Here is a 22,585-nt window from a genome sequence, read left to right on the forward strand (position 1 = left end):
CGGCTCAGGCCTTGTCCGTTTCCTCGGGCTCGAACAACTGAACCGGGTGACCCGGCATGATGGTCGAGATCGCGTGCTTGTAGACGAGCTGAGAATGCCCGTCCCGGCGCAGCAGCACGCAGAAATTATCGAACCAGGTGACGACGCCCTGCAATTTGACGCCGTTCACGAGAAAGATGGTGAGAGGGATCTTCTGCTTGCGGACATGATTGAGAAACGTGTCCTGAAGGTTTTGGGCCCGCTCTGCGGCCATGGGTAGCCCCTGTTGTTGGGATCGCAATCGGCTTGCGCATGCGATCCAGATCGTCCCGTTAGGCTTCGGCGCCAATCGCCGGGCGTTCGGGACACCGACGCTCCATTAGATCGTCACCCGGCGAGAACGCGCAAGGGTTGCGAGGCGCGAAATTCAACCTGCCGCCCTGCGTGCAGTGCAACACAACGGTCGAGGGTCAGCCCACCCCCAGCGATTTGAGCTTACGGTGAAGGGCTGAACGCTCCATGCCGATGAACTCCGCCGTACGCGAGATGTTGCCGGAGAAGCGGGCGATCTGCGCCATCAGATATTCGCGCTCGAAGATCTCGCGAGCGTCGCGCAGTGGCAGGCTCATCAGCTTCTCGCCGCCGGAGCCGGACGGCGTCGTCGGCACCATGGCCCCGACCTCGGCCGGCAGCATGTCAATCGTGATCTCCGCCGTGGGATCGCCCTTGGTCAGAATCATCAACCGTTCGACGTTATTGCGCAGCTCGCGAATATTGCCCGGCCATTCGTGCGATTGCAGGATCGCCATCGCGTCGCCGCCGATCCGGCGCTTGGGCAGACCGGCCCCGACCGAGATCTGGTCCATGAAGAACTCGATCAGCTCGGGCACGTCCTCGCGCCGCTCCGACAAAGCGGGCACGCGGATCGGCACCACGCCGAGCCGATGATATAGATCCTCGCGCAGCTGGCCGTCGGCGATCAGCTTGAGGAGGTCTCGGCTGCTCGACGAGATGATCCGGACGTCGACATGGACCCGGGTCGCGCCGCCGACGCGCTGGAAATTCTGGTCGACCAGAACGCGCAGGATGCGGTTCTGCGTTTCGCGCGGCATATCGCCGATCTCGTCGATGTAGAGCGTGCCGCCATGGGCCTCCTCGAGCGCGCCGACCCGGCGCGAGCGCCCATCGCCACCCTCGACGCCGAAGAGCTCCTCCTCCATCGTCTCGGGCGTGATCGTCGCCGCGTTGATCACGACGAACGGCCCGGACGAGCGGGTCGAGGCCTCGTGCAGCGTGCGCGCGGTCAATTCCTTGCCGCAGCCCGGCTCGCCGGTGATCAGCACGCGCGCATTGGTCGGCGCGACGCGCTCAAGCGTCTGGCGCAGCTGGTTGACCGCGGTCGAGCGACCGACGATCCGGCTCGCCTGGACTGAACGGGTCTTCAGCTCGCGTACCTCGCGTCGCAGCCGCGAAGCCTCGAGCGCGCGCTCGGCGACCAGCACCAGCCGGTCAGCCTTGAACGGCTTCTCGATGAAGTCATAGGCGCCGCTCTTGATCGCCGAGACGGCCGTCTCGATGTTGCCGTGCCCGGAGATCATCACCACCGCCAGATCGGGGTGGCTTTCCTTGATCAGCTGGAGCACCTGCAACCCATCGAGCCGGCTGCCCTGCAGCCAGATATCCAGGAAGACGAGGTTGGGCCGCCGCGCCGCGATCGCAGCCAGCGCCTCGTCGGCGGAGCCGGCTTTGCGCGTACGATAGCCCTCGTCCTCCAGGAGGCCGGCAACCAGCTCGCGAATATCGACCTCGTCGTCGACGACGAGAATGTCAGCACTCATGCTTTCGTCCCGTTCACTTGTCGTGTGGCGTTATCCGCCGTCCTATTGCCCGTCTCTGGTCTGTCTTCGCCGGCCGGTGGCGGTCCGGTCTCGACAAACCAGAGCCGGATCCTGGCGCCGCGGGCGCCATCCGGGCGGTCGAGCAGCTCGATACCGCCGCCATGGTCTTCGAGAATCTTGCCGACGATGGCGAGGCCGAGCCCGGTGCCGCCGTCGCGCGTGGTCATATAGGGCTCGAGCAGCTTCTGGCGCTGGTCGGCCGGCAGGCCCTTGCCGTTGTCGAGGATGTCGATGACGATCCGGCCGTCCTGCGTCCGTTCGAAGCCGATCTCGATCCGGCCCTTGCCGCGCTCATCGGCCGGCACGGCCTCGACCGCCTCGGTCGCATTCTTGATGACGTTGGTGAGAGCCTGCGAGATCAGGCGCCGATCGAAATGCGCCAGGACCGGAGCATCGGGCAGGTTGTCGGACATGTCGATCTCGGGATTGCCGACCCGCATCAGGAAGATGACCTGTCGGGCCGTCTCGACGATGTCGTCCCGGGCCGGCGAAGGCTTGGGCATCCGTGCAAAGGAGGAGAACTCGTCGACCATGCGGCGAATATCCTCGACCTGCCGCACGATGGTGGCGGTGCACTGGTCGAAGATGTCCTTGTCGTCGACGATGACGCGGCCGAACTTGCGGCGGATACGCTCGGCCGAGAGCTGGATTGGCGTCAGTGGGTTCTTGATCTCATGGGCAATGCGGCGCGCCACGTCGGCCCAGGCGGCAGTGCGCTGCGCCGAGACGAGGTCAGTAATGTCGTCGAGCGTTACCACGAGGCCGGCACCGGCCCCCTCGCCTTCACGTGTGGCCCGGATGTTGACCAAGCGCTCGCGACCACTGCGGGTGATCGCGACCTGGGTAGAGCTCAGGCGCTGCCGGCCGGTCAGCGCTTCGGACACGAACGCGGCGATCTCCGGAACGACCCGCGCCACCGGCTCACCGAGCAGGCGGCCGCCGGCTCCGAGCAAGGTTTCGGATGAGCGGTTGCTGATGGTGACGTGTCCGTCTTCGTCTATGCCGAGGACACCGGAGGAGACGCCGGAGAGGACCGTCTCGGTGAACCGGCGCCGCCGGTCGATCACTTCGCTTGCAGTAACGAGGCCGTCGCGCTGACGGCGCAGCTCGGCCGTCATCTTGTTGAAGGTCTCGCCAAGATGGGCGAGATCGCCTTCCGCGCGTCTTATCGGCACCTGGACATAGAAATTGCCGCTGGAAACCTGATCGGTGGCATGGATCATCCGCCGGATCGGCGCGACGAGGCCGTTGGCGAAGTTGAGACCGAGCCAGATCGCCGAGAGCAGCAGGATTACGGAGATCAGCGCGTACATCGAGGCGAAGGCGATCTGCACGCCTTTACGCCGGGCGTCGATGCCGAGGTACTCGACTGCTGCGCCGCGGGCGACCGCCGGGAACTCGACCGCGAGCGGATCGACCTCGCGGGCGACATAGAGGAAGGCGCCGTCATAGCTCGGCAGCTTCATAAGAGCGCCGAAGACCCGCCCCGCCGACGGGAGCACGCAGATCGGTTCCGGTGAGCTCTGGGCATCTTCGAAAGCGTCGGCATTCGGCTTGCTGGCGTCCCGCAGCACGTCGATATTGGCACGGACAACGATGGTATCCGGCGGCTTCATGATCCAGACGACCGGCAGGCCGAGTGCCGTGGCACGCGCAGTCAGGAAGCTCTCGAACCAGCGCCGATCGGCGTCGTAAGCCGTTTTCGCTCGCCCCAGATCGTCCGAGAGCAGCCGGATCTCTCGGCCGAGCGAGCGGCATTGCCCGGTGGTATAGGCGTCGGCGACTTCGACGGATTTGAAGATCACGTCGCGCATGCGATCCGAGAACCAGGGCTCGAGGCCGCGCTCCAGCGTCGCGGTCGCGATTACGGCGACGAGCACAGCCGGCAGCGCCGCGACGATGCTGAACAGACTGACGATCCGCACGTGCAGACCGGCTGCAGCCACGCCCTTGCGCCTCGCGCGGATCAGCACCGCCGCCTCGAAGGCGACGATGATCAGCAACAGCAGGATCAGCAGCCCGTTGATGACGAAGACGCCGACCACGACCTCATGGACTGGCGCGACGGGTGTTGCGCCAGAAAGCACGAGGAAGGTCGTGAGCGCCGAGATCAGGGCGAAGCCGACGACGAGCGCGCCGAGCCAGCCCGAAACCCGCCTGGGCGGGTCTTCGGATCGGGGCGTCATGCGCATGTCGCCGGTCGAGGCTGTCAAGACGATGTCGAAGCTCCGTTGCCGACAGCTCCCGTCATGGAAGCCGTCGCAGGGCGCACTGATGCGCCGCCGCAACGGTGTTGTCAAAATATGACAGATGCAAGGCAGCCACAGTGCCTTGTTGTCAGCGTGGCGAGCGCACCACCTGCATGTCGAGTTCGCGGATCTTCTTGCGCAAGGTGTTGCGATTAAGTCCCAGCAACTCAGCCGCGCGAATTTGGTTGCCGCGCGTCGCCGCCAGCGCGGCCGCGATCAGCGGCGGCTCGACCTCCCGCAGGATGCGATGATAGAGCCCCGGTGGAGGGATCTGGTCGCCGAAACCGCCGAAATACTGAGTGAGATGGCGCTCGACCGAGCCGGACAATGTCTCGGCCCGCTCCGGCGCGCTGCTGCTCCCGATCTGCATCGGGCCCCCGGTTGCCGGCTGCAGCTCAGCCTCGATAATGGGGCCTGTGATCGTGTCCTGCGGATAGAGCGCGGCCAGACGCCGCACCAGATTCTCGAGTTCGCGGACATTGCCCGGCCAGCGGTAACGCCGCAGCACATCCATCGCTTCCGAATCGATCTGCTTGCGCGTCAGCCCCTCCTTCTCGACCAGCGCGAAGAAATGGCGAACGAGATCGGGCAGGTCCTCGACACGCTCGCGCAGCGGCGGCAGTCGGATCGGCACGACATTGAGGCGGAAGAACAGGTCCTCGCGGAACAGGCCATGCGCGATCGAGATGCGCAAATCCTTGTTGGTCGCGGCGACAATGCGGACATTGGTCTTGATCGGGGTGCGCCCGCCGACCGTGGTGTACTCGCCCTGCTGGAGTACGCGCAGCAGCCTTGTCTGCGCCTCCATCGGCATGTCGCCGATCTCGTCGAGGAAGAGCGTGCCGCCCTCGGCCTGCTCGAAGCGGCCGGACGAGCGCGTCAGCGCGCCGGTGAAGGCGCCCTTCTCATGACCGAACAGTTCCGATTCGATCAGGTCCTTCGGGATAGCTGCCATGTTGATGGCGACGAACGGTCCGTTGCGGCGCTTGCCGTAGTCGTGCAGGGCGCGGGCGACGAGTTCCTTGCCGGTGCCTGACTCGCCATTGATCATCACCGTCAGGTCGATCGGCATCAGCCGCGCCAGGGCACGATAGACGTCCTGCATCGCCGGCGAGCGGCCGACCAGCGGGATGTCGTCGGGCTCGGCGGCCTGGCTGCGCGGCGCGTCACCGCGCGGACGCGACAGCGCACGGCCGACGATCGCGACGAGCTCCTTCAGGTCGAAAGGCTTCGGCAGGTATTCGTAAGCACCGCGTTCCGAGGCTTTGATCGCGGTCATGAAGGTGTTCTGCGCGCTCATCACGATGATCGGCAGCTCGGGCCGGACCCGCTTGATGCGCGGCAGGAGGTCGAAGGCGTTGCCGTCCGGCATCACGACATCGGTGATGATGAGATCACCCAGGCCTTGCGCGGCCCAGGTCCAGAGGGTCGCCGCCTGACCCGTGGTGCGCACCTCGTAGCCGGCGCGGGCGAGCGCCTGGTTGAGGACGGTGCGGATCGCGGCGTCGTCGTCGGCGATGAGAATGTTACCCGTCGGCATGCGGTTCCTATGTCCTGCTCGCTCTCACCCTGCCTGGGCCGGCTTGGCCTCGTGCAGGGGCAATCGAATTCGGAATGTCGTGCGTCGCGGCGCGGACTCGCATTCGACGATTCCGCCGTGATCGCCGATCACCTTGGCGACGAGTGCAAGTCCAAGGCCACTTCCCTGCGCCTTGGTGGTGACGAAGGGATCGAACAGGTACTGATGCAGGTCGGGCGGCACGCCGGGGCCGTTGTCGCGAATGCCGATTTCCAGCGGCAGGGCAAGCCGGGCGCTGGAACCGGGCGCCTGCATGCGGATGCCGGGACGATAGGCGGTGGTGAGCGTGATCTCGCCGTCGATCGCGTCGTTGCCGATCGCCTCGGCTGCGTTCTTAACCAGATTGAGCAGGACCTGGACCAGCTGGTCGCGGTTGCCTGCGACCGGCGGCAGCGACGGGTCGTAGATCTCGCTGAAGCGGATGTGCCGCGCGAAGCCGGACTGAGCCAGCCGCTTCACATGGTCGAGCACGTCATGGACGTTGACCGGTCCGCGTTCGCTCGGGCGTTCGTCGCCGAACAGCTCTACCCGCTCGACAAGCTTCACGATCCGGTCGGCCTCGTCGCAGATCAATTGCGTCAGCAGCCGATCCTCGTCCTGGACGGAGGATTCGAGCAATTGCGCCGCGCCGCGGATGCCGGAGAGCGGATTCTTGATTTCATGCGCCAGCATCGCACCGAGCGCCGTGATCGAGCGGGCTGCTCCCCGATGCGTCAATTGCCTGTCCATTTTTTCAGCAATTGTCCGTTCTTGCAGCAAAAGGACCACCGCATCTGGCTGGCTGGGCAGCAATGAGGCAAAAACGTCGACCACCCGGTCGATGCCGAGCCGCGGCGAGGCCAGCTCGACCCGGTACTCGCTGACGCTGGCACCGCGCCGTTGAACCTCCTCAACCAGCCCCAGCACCGGCGAGCCGAAGGCGACGAGATCGTCCAGGCGCTGGCGCTTCAGCACGAGGGTGCTGGCCTGGAAGAAGTCTTCGGCGGCGGTGTTGGCATAAAGAATTCCGTGCCCTTCCCCGATCACCAGGACTGGCATGGGTAGGACGTTGAGCGCCTGGACTTCGAGAAGGTCGTACAAGGGATCGTGCTGCCCCTCCGCGCCGTCGTTGAACATCGCCATCGTCATAGGCATGACTTTCCGGGGTCAGGCGGCAGCGCCGAGAGGGGCCGTGGAGAACAGTCGCCCCAAAGCGGCGATGGCGCGCGCAGGCTCGTTCGTCGTCAGCAAGTCGCGGCGCGCGGTTTCGTCGGGTTCCAGCCCGCAGGCGAGTGCCTCGTCGGCATAGGCGGCCAGGTGCTTACGGGCATGGCGGACGCCGCTTTCGCGCCCCATCAGCGAGAGCAGGCTCTCGTAATGTTCGCGTGCGACATCTTGCTTGACGGTGAGCGGGATGTTCGCCGGCTCGCGGCCGGCGAGCGCGGCGCCGATCGCGCCAGGCAGCCAGGGTCGGCCGAGCGCGGCGCGCCCGATCATGACGTAATCGGCCCCCGATTCCTTCAGGCAGAGCTGTGCCTGCGCGGACGTCGCGATATCGCCATTGGCGATCAGCGGGAATCTACCCTCCGCCCTTACCGGACGGATCGCGGCCCAATTGGCCTGGCCCTTGTAGAATTGCTGGCGTGTACGGCCATGGACCGTGATCGCGGCGGCTCCCGCCGTCGTAGCACGGCGCGCCAGTTCAGGCGCGTTGCGGCTGACATCGTCCCAGCCGAGCCGCATCTTGACCGTGACCGGCACCTTCACCGCCGCTACGACCGCTTCGACCAGCCCGATTGCGTGATCGAGATCACGCATCAGCGCCGAGCCTGCCCAGCCGCCGACCACCTTCTTCGCCGGGCAGCCCATGTTGATGTCGACAATGTCGGCGCCCGACGCTTCGGCGATCTGTGCAGCTTCCGCCAGCCAGCGTGCCTCGCAGCCGGCGAGCTGGACGACATGTGGCGTCACGCCCGCGCCCTCGGCCCGGAGCCGCGCTTCCTCGTTGCCCCGGACGAGTTCGTCGGAGGCAACCATTTCAGAAACGACGAGGCCGGCGCCGAAGCGCGCGGCGATCCGGCGCATGGCCAGATCGGTCACGCCTGACATTGGCGCCAGGAAGGCACGCGAGGCCGGAAACAATCCGCCGATCGGCACCTCATGCTCGCCCGAATTTGAGGCAACTTTCATTTTGCCGATTTATTGGACAAATGCTGCGTCGCGCAAGAGAATTTCGCAGCATGTTGCATCGCAATAGCGTCATGATGCGGGTGCGACGACTCGGGCAGCGCCTTTGCGGCGTCGTTAGCGGCTTGGCGACAGAGCTGCACCGTCCTATCAGCGAGACCCAAATCGATGGAGCCATAGGATCGATGATGCCCGCCGTCGCAGCCCTGATCGTTGCCGCCGGACGCGGCCTGCGCGCTGGTGAGGACGCTCCGAAGCAATATCGGCAGCTTGGCGGCATACCGGTTCTGTGCCGCACGCTCGCCCCCTTCCTGACCGAGAGCCGGATCGAGACCGTGCTCGTGGTGATCGGCGCTGGCGATCGGCCACGGTATGACGAGGCGATTGGACACCTTCCGGGGAGCGCACGCTCTCGCCTCTCCGCACCGGTCGATGGCGGTGAGACTCGCCAGGATTCGGTCCGCGCGGGGTTGGAGGCGCTCGCCGCCGGCGGCTTCGCGGGCCGCGTGCTCGTGCACGACGCGGCTCGTCCCTTCGTTTCAGCCGCGCTGATCGAGCGAGCGCTGGCGGCTAGTGCCCAACATGTCGCCGCGATCCCGGCGCTCGCTGTCACCGACACCGTCAAGCGTATCGATGCCGTCGGGTTGATCGAGGAGACGCTGCCGCGTGAGCAACTCGTCTCGGTGCAGACGCCGCAGGCCTTCGCCTTCCAGCCTCTGCTTGCTGCACACCGGGCTGCCCACGCAGCCGGATCCAGCGGCTTCACCGACGATTCCGCCATCATGGAATGGGCCGGCCACCGGGTCGCGACATTCGCGGGAGATCCGATGAACCAGAAGCTGACCTATCCAGGCGACTTCGCGCAGGCCGAGCAGCGTTTCGCCCGGCCGCTCGTGACGCGCGCGGGGACAGGCTATGATGTCCATGCTTTCGCCGACGGCGATCATGTCTGGCTCGGCGGCATACGGATTCCGCACAGCCGCGGCGTCACGGCTCATTCCGATGGCGACGTCGCCCTGCATGCGCTCACCGATGCAGTATTGGGGGCTTTGGCCGATGGCGATATCGGCAGCCATTTCCCGCCGAGCGATCCGCAATGGCGCGCGGCCTCGTCGGAGCGTTTCCTCGCCTTCGCGGTGGAACGCGTCCGGCAGCGCGGCGGGCGCATCGACCATCTCGATCTGACGATCGTCTGCGAGGGGCCGAAGGTCGGTCCGCACCGCGACGCGATCCGGGCTCGGATCGCAGAGATCGCGGGCTTGCGCATCGACCAGGTCGGCGTCAAGGCGACGACCTCGGAACGCCTCGGCTTCACCGGCCGTGGTGAGGGCCTCGCCGCACTCGCCACCGCGACGATCCGCCTGCCTGAGCCGGAGTGACGAACATGTTCGACCTCGACATCCGCTCGCTCGCCGCCGAGCTCCTGAACATCTCACGCGAGCGCGGGATCACCATCGCCACGGTCGAATCCTGCACAGGTGGGCTCGTCGCCGGCGCGCTGACGGCGATCTCCGGTTCGTCCAGCATGGTGCTCGGCGGCCTCGTCACTTATTCCAACGAGGCTAAGATGGTGCTGGCTGGCGTTCCGTCCGAGCTGATCACCAAGCATGGCGCCGTCAGCGAGCCGGTCGCGCGCGCCATGGCGGAAGGCGGCCGGGAACGATTGTCGTCGCGGCTCGCCGTCTCGATCACCGGCATCGCCGGCCCCGACGGCGGCAACGAGGCCAAGCCGGTCGGACTGGTGCATTTCGCCTGCGCCAATGGTGCAGTGACACTGCACCGCGAAAAGCGTTTCGGCGCTCAGGGGCGCGACGAGATCAGGCGCCTCAGCGTGCTGGAGGCGCTCGACCTGCTGCGCGAGGCGGCGCTGACGATCGAGTAGGCGCTGCGGCGCTATTTCGGCGAGAGCTGCCGCCAGATTGCTCCTACGACATCGGCATAGTCGTCGCTCCAGGCGCGGGTCGTCCCTGGGCCGACCTGCTCGCGCCAGCCGCTGGTCACGATCGGTCCGGGATCGACGCCGGGCCGCATGACAAGTGCGACGTTCGGGGGCGTCTTCATGACTCGCTGATCGGTTGCAGAATGAACCGGAACGTTGAGCCAGGTCGTCAGTCCCTGTCCGGCTGCCGTCGCTCTGACCACGGATGCGAGCTCCATGTTCCGGTTCGAGATATGCAGGAGCACGGCGCCGTTCGGCTTGAGCTTGCGCATATAGAGCTTCAAGGCCTCGCCTGTGAGCAGGTGGACGGGGATCGCGTCGGAAGAGAAAGCGTCGACGACGATCAGATCGAGCGAGCCGTCCTGCGCATCACCGAGTGTCAGACGTGCATCTCCAATCACGAAGGTTGTCGAGGGCGCACAGGCACTGAAGAAGGTGAAGCGGGCCGGATCGGTCGCGATCCGGATCACGGCTTGGTCGATCTCGTAGAAGCGCCAATCCTCCCCGGCGCGCGCCTGGCAAGCAAGCGTGCCCGTGCCGACGCCGATCGCTGCCACCGCGGCAAGCGCGCCTCCTCTCGCCTGGCGGACCGAGTCGATCCCGTCGACGATGCCCGTGCCGGCGAAGTAGTAGGTCAGCGGCTCCGGACGCCCCGACACCGGCGTGCCGTCGTCCTGACGCAGGCGCTGCGCGCCATGGATCGTGCTGCCGTGACTGAGCACACGGAAGCGGCCATCCTGGGTCTCGGTGACGCGATGCACGCCGAAGAACGAACGGACCATGTCCGTCCGGAACCTCTCATGGGCGATCAGGGCGGCAATTCCGAAAATGGCGAGGCCGATAAGGGCTGCGCCTTGCAGGCGTGATGGCCGGTGCGACGTGAAGCCCGGGCGGCAGAGCATGCCGGCCACGACCAGAAGCGGATATTCGGCCACCGAGTTGAACAGCAACGGTGCCAGCAATGCGGCGAATACCCCGCCCAGTACGCCACCGAGCGACATCCAAAGGTAGAAGCCCGTCAGACCCGCTGCCGAGGGTCGCAACCGTGCGAGCTCGCCATGCGCGACCATCGCCGTAACGAACAGAACAGCGAGGTGAAGGACGAGCTCACCGCCCCAGTCTAGGTGCAGGTTGAACGCCGTCGCGGCCATGTAGCCGAGGATGAGCAGCAACTGCCCAGTCAGCATCCAGCCATGGCGCAGGAGCGGCCTGCGCTGGAAGACGATGACGAAGGTCAGCAAAAACAGCGCGAGTGGGGCGACCCAGAGCAGCGGGCCGGCGGCGACATCTGTCGAGATATGAGCGGTCACCGCGACCAGCAAGCCGGACGGCACGAAGGCAAGGAACAGCCAATGCAGCTTGCGGCTGGCCGGGACGGGCTCGGCGACCAGTGGGGCCGCATCGCGCCCGCTCGCCGACGATCCCACGCACAATCCGGCGCAGGCCGTGATGCCGGCAAGCAGCAAGCCGAACCCCCATGCCCAGGCCGAAGACTGTGTCGCCAATTTCAGGGCTGGCTCGACCGCGAAGGGGTAGGCGAGCAAGGCGAGGAAGCTGCCGATGTTGGAGGCGGCATAGAGGAAGTAGGGGTCGCGGGCATGTGCATGCCCCGTGCGCGCGAACCAAGCCTGCAGCAACGGGCCATTTGCGGCAACCGCGAAGAAGGGCAAGCCGACCGAAGCAGTGAAGAGCAGCAGAAGCCAGGCGAACTCGCCCTCTTGCGGCGGGCGTTCGAACCCTCCGGCGATGCCGATCGGCAACGAAGTCGCTAGCACCGCTATCATCAACGTGATGTGGATCAGCGCGGCGCGCCGCACGCTGAAGCGGCTGACCAGCCAATGCGCGTAGGCGTAGCCGGCCAGCAGCATGGCCTGGAAGAAGACCATCGCGGTCGACCAGACCGCAGGCGAGCCGCCGAGCTTGGGTAGCACCATCTTGGCGAACATCGGCTGGGTGCCGAAGAGCAGGAAGGCGGAGAGGAAGATCGTACCGGCGAAGATCGGCAGCACGACACTCAAGCGACGCGCCTCGATCCCGGTGCGCGCCGATACCATTGGAGATTCCATGTCGTCCCCCTGCCAGATCAGCGGGACGATGACGCGAACAGCTTAAAACTAGGTGAGCGCGGCCGGGCTGTTTCGCCCGTAGATTGCATCGGCGCGCTTCTCGAAGGCTTCGGCGAACTTGTGGAAGGCCTTGTCGAACATCGCGCCCATCAGCAGGCCGAGCATTCGGCTGGCGAACTCATAGGAGATGAAGAAGCCAATTTCGCAGCCCTTGTCGTGCGGCTTGAAGCTCCAGCGGTTTTCCAGATAGCGGAATGGCCCGTCGACATATTCGACCAGGATCTTCAAATTCGTCGGGTCCAGCGTGACGCGGCTGGTGAAGGTCTCGCGGATCGCCTTGTAGCCGACGGTCATGTCGGCGAGCACCACCTCGCCGCCGCCATCGCGCGGCGTTCGCCGGCGAACCGTCAGCCCCTCGCAGAGCGGCAGGAATTGCGGATAGTTTTCGACATCCGCCACGAGCGCATACATCTCTGCGGGCGAGTGCTTCACCCGGCGGGTATTGTTGAACATCGGCATGTGTGTTGAGCCGATCAGCTACCGAGCTTGGCCGCACGCGCCGCCCGCAACTTGGCGAAGTCCTCGCCGGCATGGTGCGAGGAGCGTGTTAGCGGCGTCGAGGACACCATCAGGAAGCGCTTCACATAGGCAACGGTCTCGAAGCTCTTGAACTCGTCGGGGGTGACGAAGCGCACGACCGGATGATGCTTGCGCGAGGGCGCCAGGTACTGACCGATGGTGATGAAGTCGACATCGGCGGAGCGCAGGTCATCCATCAATTGCAGAACCTCGTTCCGCTCCTCGCCGAGGCCGACCATGATGCCGGATTTGGTGAAGATGGTCGGGTCGAGCTCCTTCACCTGCTGCAGCAGCCGCAGTGAGTGGAAGTAGCGCGCGCCGGGGCGCACCGTCAGGTATTTGCCGGGGACCGTCTCGAGATTGTGGTTGAAGACGTCGGGCTTGGCCGCGACGACGACTTCGAGCGCGCCGGGCTTGCGCAGGAAATCGGGCGTCAGGATCTCGATCGTCGTGCTGGGCGAAGCCGCGCGGATGGCGCGGATGACGCGGGCGAAATGCTCGGCGCCGCCGTCCTTTAGATCGTCGCGATCGACCGAGGTGATGACGACATGCTCGAGACCGAGCTTGGCGACAGCGTCGGCGACCTTGCGCGGCTCGTCATGATCGAGCGCCTCGGGCACGCCGGTCTTGACGTTGCAGAAGGCACAGGCGCGCGTGCAGGTGTCGCCCATGATCATGAAGGTGGCGTGCTTCTTCTCCCAGCACTCGCCGATATTGGGGCAGCCCGCCTCCTCGCAGACGGTGACGAGCTTCTCGGCCTTCACGATCTTCTGGGTCTCGGCCCATTTCGGCGAGCCCGGCGCCTTGACCCGGATCCAGTCCGGCTTGCGCAGGATCGGGTTCTCCGGCCGCTTCTGCTTTTCTGGATGGCGCAGCTCCGGCTTCACCTCGGATTTCGGGTTGCCGGCATTGGGGCGCGGATCGCGGTTGAGAAGATCGAGCACGACGGCCATGGACGGGTCCGTTACTGGCGCCGCGCATCAGGGCGCGGCCACTCCCGTCTAGCTAATGCCGAAGCGCCGCTCGGGCAACCCGCGCGGCGCGATCGGCTCAGTTGCGCACTGCGCGCCAGACCACGATCAGCAGACAGGCGCCGGCGACCGCCGCGATCAGGGTGCGCCAGAAGCCGAAGATCGAGATATCCATGAGTTCGGCGATGCGGCTGCCGACGAAGGAGCCGGCGACCCCGACGATGATGTTGGTGAAGAGCCCGTGGTCGGACGAGGTGACGCGCTCGGCGATCCAGCCGGCGATGATGCCGATCAGCAGCGTCATGAAGAAGCCGTAGCCCGGCGTGCCGAGCGCGGCATAGATTTGATCGTTCATGGTAGTCCCCCTGCCATCAAAGACCGGCCAATCGGCCGCGAACGACAACGCGCCGTTCGCTCCCTGGTTCCGCTAGGCGATGAAACGGGCGAGTAGCACGACCAGAATCGCGCCGATCACCGCCATCGCCATCGAATCGAGAAAACGATAGCCGGTGCTCGCGCGCCAGCCGGTGACGCGCACGATACCCTGCCCGACCAGCATGCCGAGCAGGCCGACTACGGCATGGCGCAGAAAACCGCCGCCACCAACCACCAGGCTGGCGATGAAGCCCGCGGCGGTGCCGAATGCGACCGGCGGCAGGAGCCTCGGCCAGTCGACCGCGAGCTTCCTTCCTGGTGGCAGAATCTCGATCTTGTCGTCTGGGACGATCCGATCGGGCTTGGCGGATTTGCGGGCGCGCGTCATCGGCCGGATATGGCCTCAGCCGCCCCCGAACACCAGCGCCGGGAGATCAGGCGATCAACCGGGCCAGGAACACCACCACGATCGCGCCGATCGTCGCGGTGACGATCTGCGAGACCAGCGGGTTGCCGATGCCGAGGCTAACTCCCAGCGCCTGCAGCAGGAAGCTGCCGACGAAGGCACCGATCAGGCCGGTGATGATATAGCGGATTAGCCCGCCGCCACCGACAACGATGCTAGCGAGCCAGCCGGCGACGGCGCCGATGGCGATGGCGACGAGGATTGCGCGCAAATCCATGGATGATCTCCCTGCTATGCCGCTAGGTCATCGCAACCTTGAGCTGAAGCGCGGATGAACGCGCCGATCCCGTTCAGGCGTTCAGCACCTTGCCATAGGCGTCGAGCACGGCCTCCTTCATCGTCTCCGATAGGGTCGGATGCGGGAAGATGGTGTGCATCAGCTCTTCCTCGGTGGTCTCGAGGTTCATCGCGACGACGAAGCCCTGGATCAGCTCGGTGACCTCAGCGCCGACCATATGGGCGCCGAGCAGCTTGCCGGTCTTGGCGTCGAAGATCGTCTTGACCATGCCATTGTCTTCGCCGAGCGCCACCGCCTTGCCGTTGGCGACGAAGTTGAAGCGGCCGACCTTGAGCTGATGACCGGCTTCTTTGGCCTTGGCCTCGGTCAGGCCGACGCTGGCGATCTGCGGGTGGCAATAAGTGCACCCCGGGATCATGTTCTTGTCCATCGGGTGCGGATGTAGGCCCTTGATTGCCTCGACGCAGATCACCGCCTCATGCTCGGCCTTGTGCGCCAGCATCGGCGGGCCGGCGACATCGCCGATCGCGTAGACGCCCTTCACATTGGTGCGGCAGAGCCCGTCGATCGCGATCACGCCGCGATCGAGCTTCACGCCGAGCGCCTCCAGGCCGAGATTCTCGACATTGGCGATGACGCCGACAGCCGAGATCATCCGCTCGGCGGTGATCGTCTGCTTGTTGCCCTTCTCGTCCTCGACATGGGCGGTGACCGAATTGGCCCCCTTCTCGACCTTGGTGACCTTGGTCGAGGTCATGATCTTCATGCCCTGCTTCTCGAAGGCTTTCCGCGCAAAGGCGCCGATCTCGGCGTCCTCTACGGGGACGACCTGCGGCATGATCTCGACCACCGTCACCTCGGCGCCGAGCGTGCGGTAGAAGGAGGCGAACTCGATGCCGATCGCGCCCGAGCCCATCACCACCAGCGATTTCGGCATGGTCGGCGGCACCAGCGCCTCGAAATAGGTCCAGATCAGCTTGCCGTCCGGCTCCAGTCCGGGCAGCGCGCGCGGGCGGGCGCCGGTCGCGACGATGATGTGGTCGGCGGTGTAGGTGCCCTCGCCCTTCGCGCCCTTCGGCACCGGTCCCTGCGGCTGCATGGCCGGCTTCTTGGTCGGGGCGACCACGATGGTGTTGGCCTTGGTGAGCTTGGCCTCGCCCCAGATCACGTCGACCTTGTTCTTCTTCATCAGGAACTGGACGCCGTTGTTCATCCTGACCGCGATGCCGCGCGAGCGCTTCACCACCGCTTCCAGATCGGCCTTGAACGTGCCCTCCAGCGTCAGGCCGTAGTCCTTGGCGTGCTGGCCGTAATGCAGGATCTCGGCGGAGCGCAGCAGCGCCTTGGTCGGGATGCAGCCCCAGTTCGAGCAGATGCCGGCAAGATGCTCGCGCTCGACGATGGCGGTCTTGAAGCCGAGCTGCGCCGCGCGGATCGCCGCGACATAGCCGCCGGGGCCGGAGCCGATGATGATGATGTCGTAGTCAGCCATGGGAAATGCCTCGGCTCGTTCTGCCCACCGCGGGCAGTGTTGATGGTGCGGGGCAACGCCCCGGTTCAAATTCGTTCACGGGCCGGCGATCCGCAGCGCGGGGCCGCGTGCGGGCAATGGCAGGCCGAGCAGGCCGTCGACGACCGGCGCCAGCGCCAGCCCGATGGCGCGGGTGTTCTCCGCATCGAGATGGATTCCGTCCTCGCCGGTCACGGTCGCGACCGCCGCCGCGTCGAAGAAGCTGGCGCCGATCTCGTCGGCGATGCGGCGATAATACGTCGCGAGCAGCGCCATCTTCTCGGGCGCGCCCTCCATGAAGAAATTGGCCTCGTGCTCGGGATCATCCGGCTTGCGCACGAGCGGCGGCGCGACGATCAGCACCTCCGGCACCGGCATGCCGGGCTCGACCGGCGGGCGCTGCGCCACCTGCGCCAGCATCCGCATCGAGCGGGCGACGTCATAGGGCGCGAGCGAGTGCTGGCGCTGGCAGTCATTGGTGCCGAGCATCAGGATGACGAGATCGAGCGGCGCATGGCACTCGATGAACAGCGGCAGCAACGAGATACCGGAGCGATAGGGGCGCAGCGGATCTTCCAGCGCGATCCGCCGCCCGTTGAGCCCTTCTTCGATCACCGTGGCATAGCCGCCGAGCGCCTTCTCCAGCACGCGCGGCCAGCGCACATCGTCGCTGTGCCGTTCCGGGCGATTGGCGATCCGCCCCCAGGTGAGTGAATCGCCGAAAGCTAGGATGCGGGCCTGGCGGGTCATCGCCGCCTACACCAGCATCGCCATCGGCTTCTCGATATAGCCCTTGAAAGCCTGGAGCAGCTCGGCGCCGAGCGCGCCATCTACCGCGCGGTGGTCGGTTGAGAGCGTCACCGACATCACGGTCGCGACTGCGAGCTGGCCGTTCTTGACCACGGCGCGTGGCTCGCCGGCGCCGACCGCTAGGATCGTCGCATGCGGCGGATTGATTACCGCGGCGAAGTCCTTGACGCCGAACATGCCGAGATTCGAGACCGCCGAGGTGCCGCCCTGATACTCCTCTGGCTTCAGCTTGCGTGTCTTAGCCCTTGCCGCCATGTCCTTCATCTCGTTGGAGATTTGCGACAGTGTCTTGTGGCAGGCGTCGCGAATGATCGGCGTGATCAGCCCGCCCGGGATCGAGACGGCGACGCCGACATCGGCGTGCTTGTGCTTGAGCATGGCGCCGTCGGTCCAGGAGACGTTGGCGTCAGGCACGGCCCGCAGCGCCAGAGCCAGCGCCTTGATCACCATGTCGTTGACCGAGAGCTTGTAGGCCGGCTTGCCGTCCTTCTCCGGCGCCGCGGCGTTGAGCTCGGCGCGCAGCTTGAGCAGCGCATCGAGCTCGCAATCGAGCGTGACGTAGAAATGCGGGATGGTCTGCTTGGCTTCGGTCAGGCGGCGCGCGATCGTCTTGCGCATGCCGTCATGCGGAATCTCCTCATAGGAGCCCGGCGCGAACAGCTTCTTGGTCTGCTCGTCCGAGGGACCGGCTGCGAGCGGCGCGGCGGCGGGCTTGGGCGCTGCGGGAGCGCCAGCCGCCGGCACCGGCGCGGCCTTGGCAGCCCCGCCCTGCTTGGCGGCCTCGATGTCCTTCTCGACGATGCGGCCATGTGGACCCGAGCCCTGGACCTTGCCGAGATCGATGCCGGCGTCCTTGGCGAGGCGGCGCGCCAGCGGCGAGGCGAAAGGGCGATCGCCCGACACCGTTTTGCCACCGGTGTTGAAGCCGGATTCGGCGGTGACCTGCGGCGTCGATTCAGGCTTGGCCTCCGCCTTCGGCGCAGGCGCTTCCGGCTTGGCGGCTTCGGGCTTAGGCGCTTCGGCCTTGGCCGGTGCGGAGACGCTCTTGGCGTCCTCGCCTTCGCCGGCGATCACTCCGATCACCTCGTTGACGGCAACGTCGGCGGTGCCTTCAGGCACGACGATCTTAGCGAGGATGCCCTCGTCGACTGCCTCGACCTCCATGGTCGCCTTGTCGGTCTCGATCTCGGCGATGATGTCGCCGGACTTGATCTTGTCGCCTTCCTTCTTCAGCCATTTGGCGAGATTGCCCTTCTCCATCGTGGGAGAGAGCGCGGGCATCAGGATGTTGGTCGGCATCGGTCAGCCCTCTTTCAGCGGTAGCAGACGGCCTTGGCCGCCGCGACGACCTCGCCGATGTTCGGCAGCGCCAGCTTCTCGAGATTGGCGGCGTAAGGCATCGGCACGTCCTTGCCGGTGACGCGTGCGACGGGAGCGTCGAGATAGTCGAAGGCCGCTTCCATGATCTTCATGCCGATCTCGGCGGTAATGCCCGACTGCGGGAAGCCTTCCTCGACTGCGACGCAGCGATTGGTCTTCTGCACCGAGGCGATCACGGTCTCGATATCCATCGGCCGGATGGTGCGCAGATCGATGACCTCAGCCTCGATGCCCTCCTTGGCCAGCGCCTCGGCGGCGCCGAGCGCGTAGGTCATGCCGATGCCGAAGGAGACGATGGTGACGTCTGTGCCGGGTCGCACGACCTTGGCCTTGCCGATGGGAATCGTGAAATCATCGCCCTTGGGCACGTCGAAGGAACGTCCGTAGAGGATCTCGTTCTCGAGGAAGATGATCGGGTTCGGATCGCGGATCGCGCTCTTCAGCAGGCCTTTTGCGTCGGAGGCGCTGTAGGGCATCACCACCTTGAGGCCTGGCACGTTCGAATACCAGGCGGCGTAGTCGTGGCTGTGCTGCGCGCCGACGCGGGCGGCGGCACCGTTGGGACCGCGGAAGACGATCGGGCAGCCCATCTGGCCGCCGGACATGTAGAGCGTCTTGGCGGCCGAGTTGATGATGTGGTCGATCGCCTGCATGGCGAAGTTGAAGGTCATGAACTCGACGATCGGCTTCAGCCCGGTCAGTGCCGCGCCGACACCGATGCCGGCAAAGCCATGCTCGGTGATCGGCGTGTCGATCACCCGGCGTGCGCCGAACTCCTGCAGCAGCCCTTGCGTGACCTTGTAGGCGCCCTGGTACTCGGCGACCTCCTCGCCCATGACGAAGACGTCGGCGTCGCGCCGCATCTCTTCCGCCATGGCATCGCGCAGCGCCTCGCGAACGGTCATCGAGACGACCTCGGCGCCGGCCGGGAATTCGGAGGAGGCGTCATAGGATTTGGCCTGGGCCGGGACGCTTGGCGCCGCTGCTGTGGGCGCCGGAGCGGCAGGAGCCTCGGCGGCCTTCTCAGGCTCCGGCGTTGCCTTGGCCGCCGGAGCTTCTGCCTTGGCCGCGCCGCTGGCGGCAGCGGAGGCATCCTCGCCATCGGCGGCGATCACGCCGATCGGGGTGTTCACGGCGACGTTGTCGGTTCCGTCAGCGACCAGGATCTTGGCGAGGACGCCCTCGTCGACGGCCTCGACCTCCATGGTCGCCTTGTCGGTCTCGATCTCGGCGATGATGTCGCCGGCCTTGATCTTGTCGCCCTCGGCTTTGAGCCATTTGGCGAGCTTGCCCTGTTCCATGGTCGGGGACAGGGCGGGCATCAGAATGTCGATCGGCATGAACGCACCCGGAGTTCTGGAGTGGCCGCAAGGGCCTCGATGTCAGGAGAAGGAGGCTAGGCGCGACCCTTTAGGCCTGCGCCGGCTCCCGCAGGATGTCGGTCCAGAGCTCGGAGACGTCCGGCTCGGGATCATGCGTCGCGAATTCGGCTGCGTCGTTGACGATCTCGCGGACCTTGGCGTCGATCGCCTTGAACTCGTCCTCGCCGAGTTTGTGCTCGCGCGTCAGGCGGCCGCGCACCTGCTCGATCGGGTCATGCTCCTCGCGCATCCGCTGGACCTCGTCCTTGGAGCGGTACTTCGCCGGATCGGACATCGAATGACCGCGGTAGCGGTAGGTCTGCATTTCCAGGATGTACGGGCCCTTGCCGGTCCGGGCGTGCTCGATGGCGCGGCTCGCGGCCTCGCGTACGGCGCGGACATCCATGCCGTCGACCTGCTCGCCGGGAATGCCGAACGAGACGCCGCGCCTGGAGAAATCGGTCTGCGCCGAGGCCCGGTTGACCGAGGTGCCCATGGCGTAGCGGTTGTTCTCGATCACGAACACGACCGGCAGCTTCCAGAGCTGGGCCATGTTGAAGCTCTCATAGACCTGGCCCTGATTGGCGGCGCCGTCGCCGAAATAGGCCATCGATACTCGCCCATCCTGGCGATACCAGTTGGCGAAGCCGAGCCCGGCGCCGAGCGAGACCTGCGCGCCGACGATGCCGTGGCCGCCATAGAAATTCTTCTCGCGGCTGAACATGTGCATCGAGCCGCCCTTACCGTGCGAATAGCCGCCGCGCCGGCCGGTCAGCTCCGCCATCACGCCGCGCGATTCCATGCCGCAGGCGAGCATATGGCCATGGTCGCGATAGCCGGTGATGACCTGGTCGCCATCCTTCGAGGCCATCTGCATGCCGATGACCACGGCTTCTTGGCCGATATAGAGATGGCAGAAGCCGCCGATCAGGCCCATGCCGTACATCTGGCCCGCCTTCTCCTCGAAACGCCGGATCAGCAGCATCTCGCGATAGGCGTGAAGTTCCTCGTCCTTGGTGAAGGTCGGGACGTTCGGGATCGCCTTGGCAGACCCCTTCGGAGCGCTCTTCGCTGTCGCCTTTGCCGGCGCCTTTCCGGCGGCCTTTGCAGGCGCTCCTGCGTTCGTCTTCCGAGCGGCAATGGCCATGAACGGTTCCTCCAAGCTCTACTGCTTTGGTTGTAGAGGAAGCCCCAAGCCTTGGCGAGACGGGTATCTCGCACTGCAACATTGATTAAGGTGCTGTGATTTCTACGGTAATTCAATTTAACCGATTATCGGTTAATCGACCTTTTTGCGACCATTGACGCTGGGAAAGCCGGCTCAGTGGCCGGTTGCTAGAAGGCCCACAACGACCGAGCCGAGTGCTAGCGCCCCATCACCACGACGTCGTTGCGATGGACGCGGCCGAGGATGGCGCGAGCCCTTTCCTCCAGCAGATCGCGATCGACGGCTTCGTCACGCATCAGGGTCAGGCGCTTCTCCCAATCCTGCCGTTCGCTGGTCAACGCGGCGATCTCAGTCTCCATCTCGCTGAATTTCTCGCGCAGCCCTCCCAAGGTTTCGAGCCCGCGGGCGCCATGCTGTGCATGGAACAGGAAATAGCCGACCACGGCGCTCGACACGAGGTAGAGCGCGAGCGTGACGAGAAGGGAGCGGAGGCCGCGGCGGATGACCATGCGACCACGGTAGAATCGCTTGGTTTATGCGCCGTTAACGAGGCGCGCCGATGACGTTGAGGGCCGGGTCGGCAGGGGCCGCCTCTCCCCGTCCCAGCGCGATCAGGTCGGCCTCGATCCGGCGTGCGATCGGCAATCGGTAATGCGCGGGATCCCAGTAGTTGGAATCCTCGCGGGTCAGTACTGACGGATGTGCATAGTCGGCGATTACGGCGTGCTGACGCGCCGCAATCGCTGTGATCCGCGCTCTGCAGGCTTCGAAGCGCTGCCCGGCAGCGCTCCCTTGGCGCGGCAGTGCAGCTGCATGCACCGGCGGCAGCACGATCAGGCGCCGCGTCGTGGCCGGAAAGGCGGTCAGCCCCTGCTCCAGCCAGGCGAGCGCCGGGAACTGCCAGCTGGCGCGCTCGGCGGCGGCGACCCCCACCGGCGGTGATTGCGGCGTCAGGTCGGGCGCATGGCCGCCAGAACTGCGGTAGAGATGAAAGCGTGCGCGAGCGAGGTCGTAAGTGCCCTCGGGCGGGGTGAAGACCTCATAGCCATCGCCACGCAGGCGCTCAGGTTGCAGACCGAGCCGATGCGCAGCGAGGCGCAAGGCGATCTCGAGCGTGGTGAAGTTGAGCTGCTTTGGCCAATCGTTCCAGGCATTGTCGTCATAGAGCCAGGGCGGGAACGGCCGCGGCGTCAACCGACGCGCCTCGCTGGTCGCATCGGCCTCGCACCAATTCTGGTCGATGCCCCAGATGACAAATTTCGGCGTCGCGACCTGGTGCGCAAACAGGCCGGCGATCTGCGCCTGTTCCCAGGGCGTCGCGGCATTCATGCCGAGATTGGCGAAGCGGGCGGCCAGCCCCGTCGACAGGATCGCCGGATCGAGCAGGCGCAGCGTCGAGGTGCCGAAGACCGCCGAATCGAAGGCGCCGGACTTCACGATCTGCGGGTACATGAAGCGCTGATTGAGATCCATCAGCGGCCGGGCCGGCTGGCCGGCCTGTACGCGCGCACCATAAGGATCGAGTATGGCGATGAAGCCGAACAGCAAGGCCGTCAACGTCAGCGCTGCAAGCGCGAACGCCTTGCTCCAGCCGCGCCAGCCTTGCTGCGCACTGGTTGAATCCGCTGCTGTCCTGCGTTCGTTCGCCATGGGCGCGGCTTCTGCCACGATGTGCCCGCCGGAACAATGTTGACCGACGCGTCCCACCTGCCTATGTCAGCGGCCCAGTGAGGGCGGGTAGCTCAGTGGTAGAGCACGTGACTTTTAATCATGTGGTCGAGGGTTCGATCCCCTCCCCGCTCACCAAGCTCCAATGATCCCAATCATATTTCGTCGAGCACCCGTAAGCGC

General features: G+C 65.7%; 21 protein-coding genes and 1 tRNA gene. 3 read left to right on the top strand and 19 right to left on the bottom strand.

The annotated features are described in order from the left end of the window. Positions 1-4: 4 nt before the first annotated feature. The 6 genes from hfq to dusB form a co-directional block, all read right to left on the bottom strand. Positions 5-253 carry an RNA chaperone Hfq gene (gene hfq / locus BLM15_RS06505; protein WP_069880868.1) on the bottom strand — a complete coding sequence of 83 codons (249 nt, stop codon included), beginning with the start codon at positions 251-253 and terminating at the stop codon, positions 5-7. A gap of 196 nt (positions 254-449) precedes the next feature. After that, positions 450-1,817, bottom strand: a complete 1,368-nt coding sequence (ntrX, locus tag BLM15_RS06510; protein ID WP_126111474.1) for a nitrogen assimilation response regulator NtrX — start codon at positions 1,815-1,817, stop codon at positions 450-452. Beyond that, positions 1,814-4,063, bottom strand: a complete 2,250-nt coding sequence (locus BLM15_RS06515) for a sensor histidine kinase NtrY-like (protein WP_236846588.1) — start codon at positions 4,061-4,063, stop codon at positions 1,814-1,816. The genes ntrX and BLM15_RS06515 overlap by 4 nt, the downstream gene beginning before the upstream one ends. Positions 4,064-4,214: 151 nt before the next feature. Continuing rightward, complete coding sequence (gene ntrC / locus BLM15_RS06520; RefSeq protein ID WP_126111476.1) at positions 4,215-5,666, bottom strand: nitrogen regulation protein NR(I); 1,452 nt, start codon at positions 5,664-5,666, stop codon at positions 4,215-4,217. A 24-nt stretch (positions 5,667-5,690) separates the two neighbouring features. Further along, entirely contained in the window at positions 5,691-6,743 is a 1,053-nt protein-coding gene (locus BLM15_RS06525) for a two-component system sensor histidine kinase NtrB (RefSeq protein WP_236846700.1), read from the bottom strand. A gap of 108 nt (positions 6,744-6,851) precedes the next feature. After that, positions 6,852-7,874, bottom strand: coding sequence for a tRNA dihydrouridine synthase DusB (gene dusB / locus BLM15_RS06530; RefSeq protein WP_126111478.1), 1,023 nt, complete (start codon positions 7,872-7,874; stop codon positions 6,852-6,854). Between the two features lie 185 nt (positions 7,875-8,059). Here dusB and BLM15_RS06535 point away from each other — a divergent pair, with 185 nt between their 5' ends. Continuing rightward, positions 8,060-9,250, top strand: coding sequence for a bifunctional 2-C-methyl-D-erythritol 4-phosphate cytidylyltransferase/2-C-methyl-D-erythritol 2,4-cyclodiphosphate synthase (locus BLM15_RS06535; protein WP_126116086.1), 1,191 nt, complete (start codon positions 8,060-8,062; stop codon positions 9,248-9,250). A 5-nt stretch (positions 9,251-9,255) separates the two neighbouring features. Further along, entirely contained in the window at positions 9,256-9,753 is a 498-nt protein-coding gene (locus BLM15_RS06540; RefSeq protein WP_126111480.1) for a CinA family protein, read from the top strand. An 11-nt stretch (positions 9,754-9,764) separates the two neighbouring features. On the opposite strand, the gene BLM15_RS06545 is transcribed toward BLM15_RS06540, so the two are convergent. The 13 genes from BLM15_RS06545 to BLM15_RS06605 all read right to left on the bottom strand — a co-directional run bounded on the left by BLM15_RS06545 (position 9,765) and on the right by BLM15_RS06605 (position 22,384). Beyond that, complete coding sequence (locus BLM15_RS06545; protein WP_206438613.1) at positions 9,765-11,876, bottom strand: fused MFS/spermidine synthase; 2,112 nt, start codon at positions 11,874-11,876, stop codon at positions 9,765-9,767. A 48-nt stretch (positions 11,877-11,924) separates the two neighbouring features. After that, positions 11,925-12,395: a type II toxin-antitoxin system RatA family toxin gene (locus BLM15_RS06550; RefSeq protein ID WP_126111482.1), complete on the bottom strand. Its 471-nt coding sequence runs from the start codon at positions 12,393-12,395 to the stop codon at positions 11,925-11,927. A gap of 14 nt (positions 12,396-12,409) precedes the next feature. Further along, a complete protein-coding gene (lipA, locus tag BLM15_RS06555; RefSeq protein WP_126111484.1) occupies positions 12,410-13,408 on the bottom strand; it encodes a lipoyl synthase in 999 nt (332 codons plus the stop codon). 97 nt (positions 13,409-13,505) lie between these two features. Continuing rightward, complete coding sequence (locus BLM15_RS06560) at positions 13,506-13,781, bottom strand: GlsB/YeaQ/YmgE family stress response membrane protein (protein ID WP_126111486.1); 276 nt, start codon at positions 13,779-13,781, stop codon at positions 13,506-13,508. Between the two features lie 72 nt (positions 13,782-13,853). Beyond that, complete coding sequence (locus tag BLM15_RS06565) at positions 13,854-14,189, bottom strand: GlsB/YeaQ/YmgE family stress response membrane protein (protein WP_126111488.1); 336 nt, start codon at positions 14,187-14,189, stop codon at positions 13,854-13,856. A gap of 46 nt (positions 14,190-14,235) precedes the next feature. Continuing rightward, positions 14,236-14,484 carry a GlsB/YeaQ/YmgE family stress response membrane protein gene (locus BLM15_RS06570; RefSeq protein ID WP_126111490.1) on the bottom strand — a complete coding sequence of 83 codons (249 nt, stop codon included), beginning with the start codon at positions 14,482-14,484 and terminating at the stop codon, positions 14,236-14,238. A gap of 73 nt (positions 14,485-14,557) precedes the next feature. Further along, complete coding sequence (gene lpdA / locus BLM15_RS06575) at positions 14,558-15,997, bottom strand: dihydrolipoyl dehydrogenase (RefSeq protein WP_126111492.1); 1,440 nt, start codon at positions 15,995-15,997, stop codon at positions 14,558-14,560. A gap of 75 nt (positions 15,998-16,072) precedes the next feature. Then, on the bottom strand, positions 16,073-16,765 hold the full coding sequence (locus BLM15_RS06580) for an SGNH/GDSL hydrolase family protein (RefSeq protein ID WP_126111494.1): 693 nt from the start codon (positions 16,763-16,765) through the stop codon (positions 16,073-16,075). Between the two features lie 6 nt (positions 16,766-16,771). After that, positions 16,772-18,124: a pyruvate dehydrogenase complex dihydrolipoamide acetyltransferase gene (locus BLM15_RS06585; protein ID WP_126111496.1), complete on the bottom strand. Its 1,353-nt coding sequence runs from the start codon at positions 18,122-18,124 to the stop codon at positions 16,772-16,774. A 14-nt stretch (positions 18,125-18,138) separates the two neighbouring features. Continuing rightward, positions 18,139-19,545: a pyruvate dehydrogenase complex E1 component subunit beta gene (locus tag BLM15_RS06590; RefSeq protein ID WP_126111498.1), complete on the bottom strand. Its 1,407-nt coding sequence runs from the start codon at positions 19,543-19,545 to the stop codon at positions 18,139-18,141. 70 nt (positions 19,546-19,615) lie between these two features. Next, a complete protein-coding gene (gene pdhA / locus BLM15_RS06595; RefSeq protein ID WP_126111500.1) occupies positions 19,616-20,713 on the bottom strand; it encodes a pyruvate dehydrogenase (acetyl-transferring) E1 component subunit alpha in 1,098 nt (365 codons plus the stop codon). A gap of 218 nt (positions 20,714-20,931) precedes the next feature. Continuing rightward, positions 20,932-21,243: an FtsB family cell division protein gene (locus BLM15_RS06600; protein ID WP_126111502.1), complete on the bottom strand. Its 312-nt coding sequence runs from the start codon at positions 21,241-21,243 to the stop codon at positions 20,932-20,934. A gap of 34 nt (positions 21,244-21,277) precedes the next feature. Beyond that, positions 21,278-22,384: a hypothetical protein gene (locus BLM15_RS06605; RefSeq protein WP_126111504.1), complete on the bottom strand. Its 1,107-nt coding sequence runs from the start codon at positions 22,382-22,384 to the stop codon at positions 21,278-21,280. Positions 22,385-22,465: 81 nt separating this feature from the next. On the opposite strand from BLM15_RS06605, the gene BLM15_RS06610 reads away from it, so the two are divergent. Beyond that, positions 22,466-22,540: transfer RNA gene (locus BLM15_RS06610), tRNA-Lys, on the top strand. Positions 22,541-22,585 lie beyond the last annotated feature (45 nt).

It is taken from the genome of Bosea sp. Tri-49, from assembly GCF_003952665.1.
GTDB lineage: Bacteria > Pseudomonadota > Alphaproteobacteria > Rhizobiales > Beijerinckiaceae > Allobosea.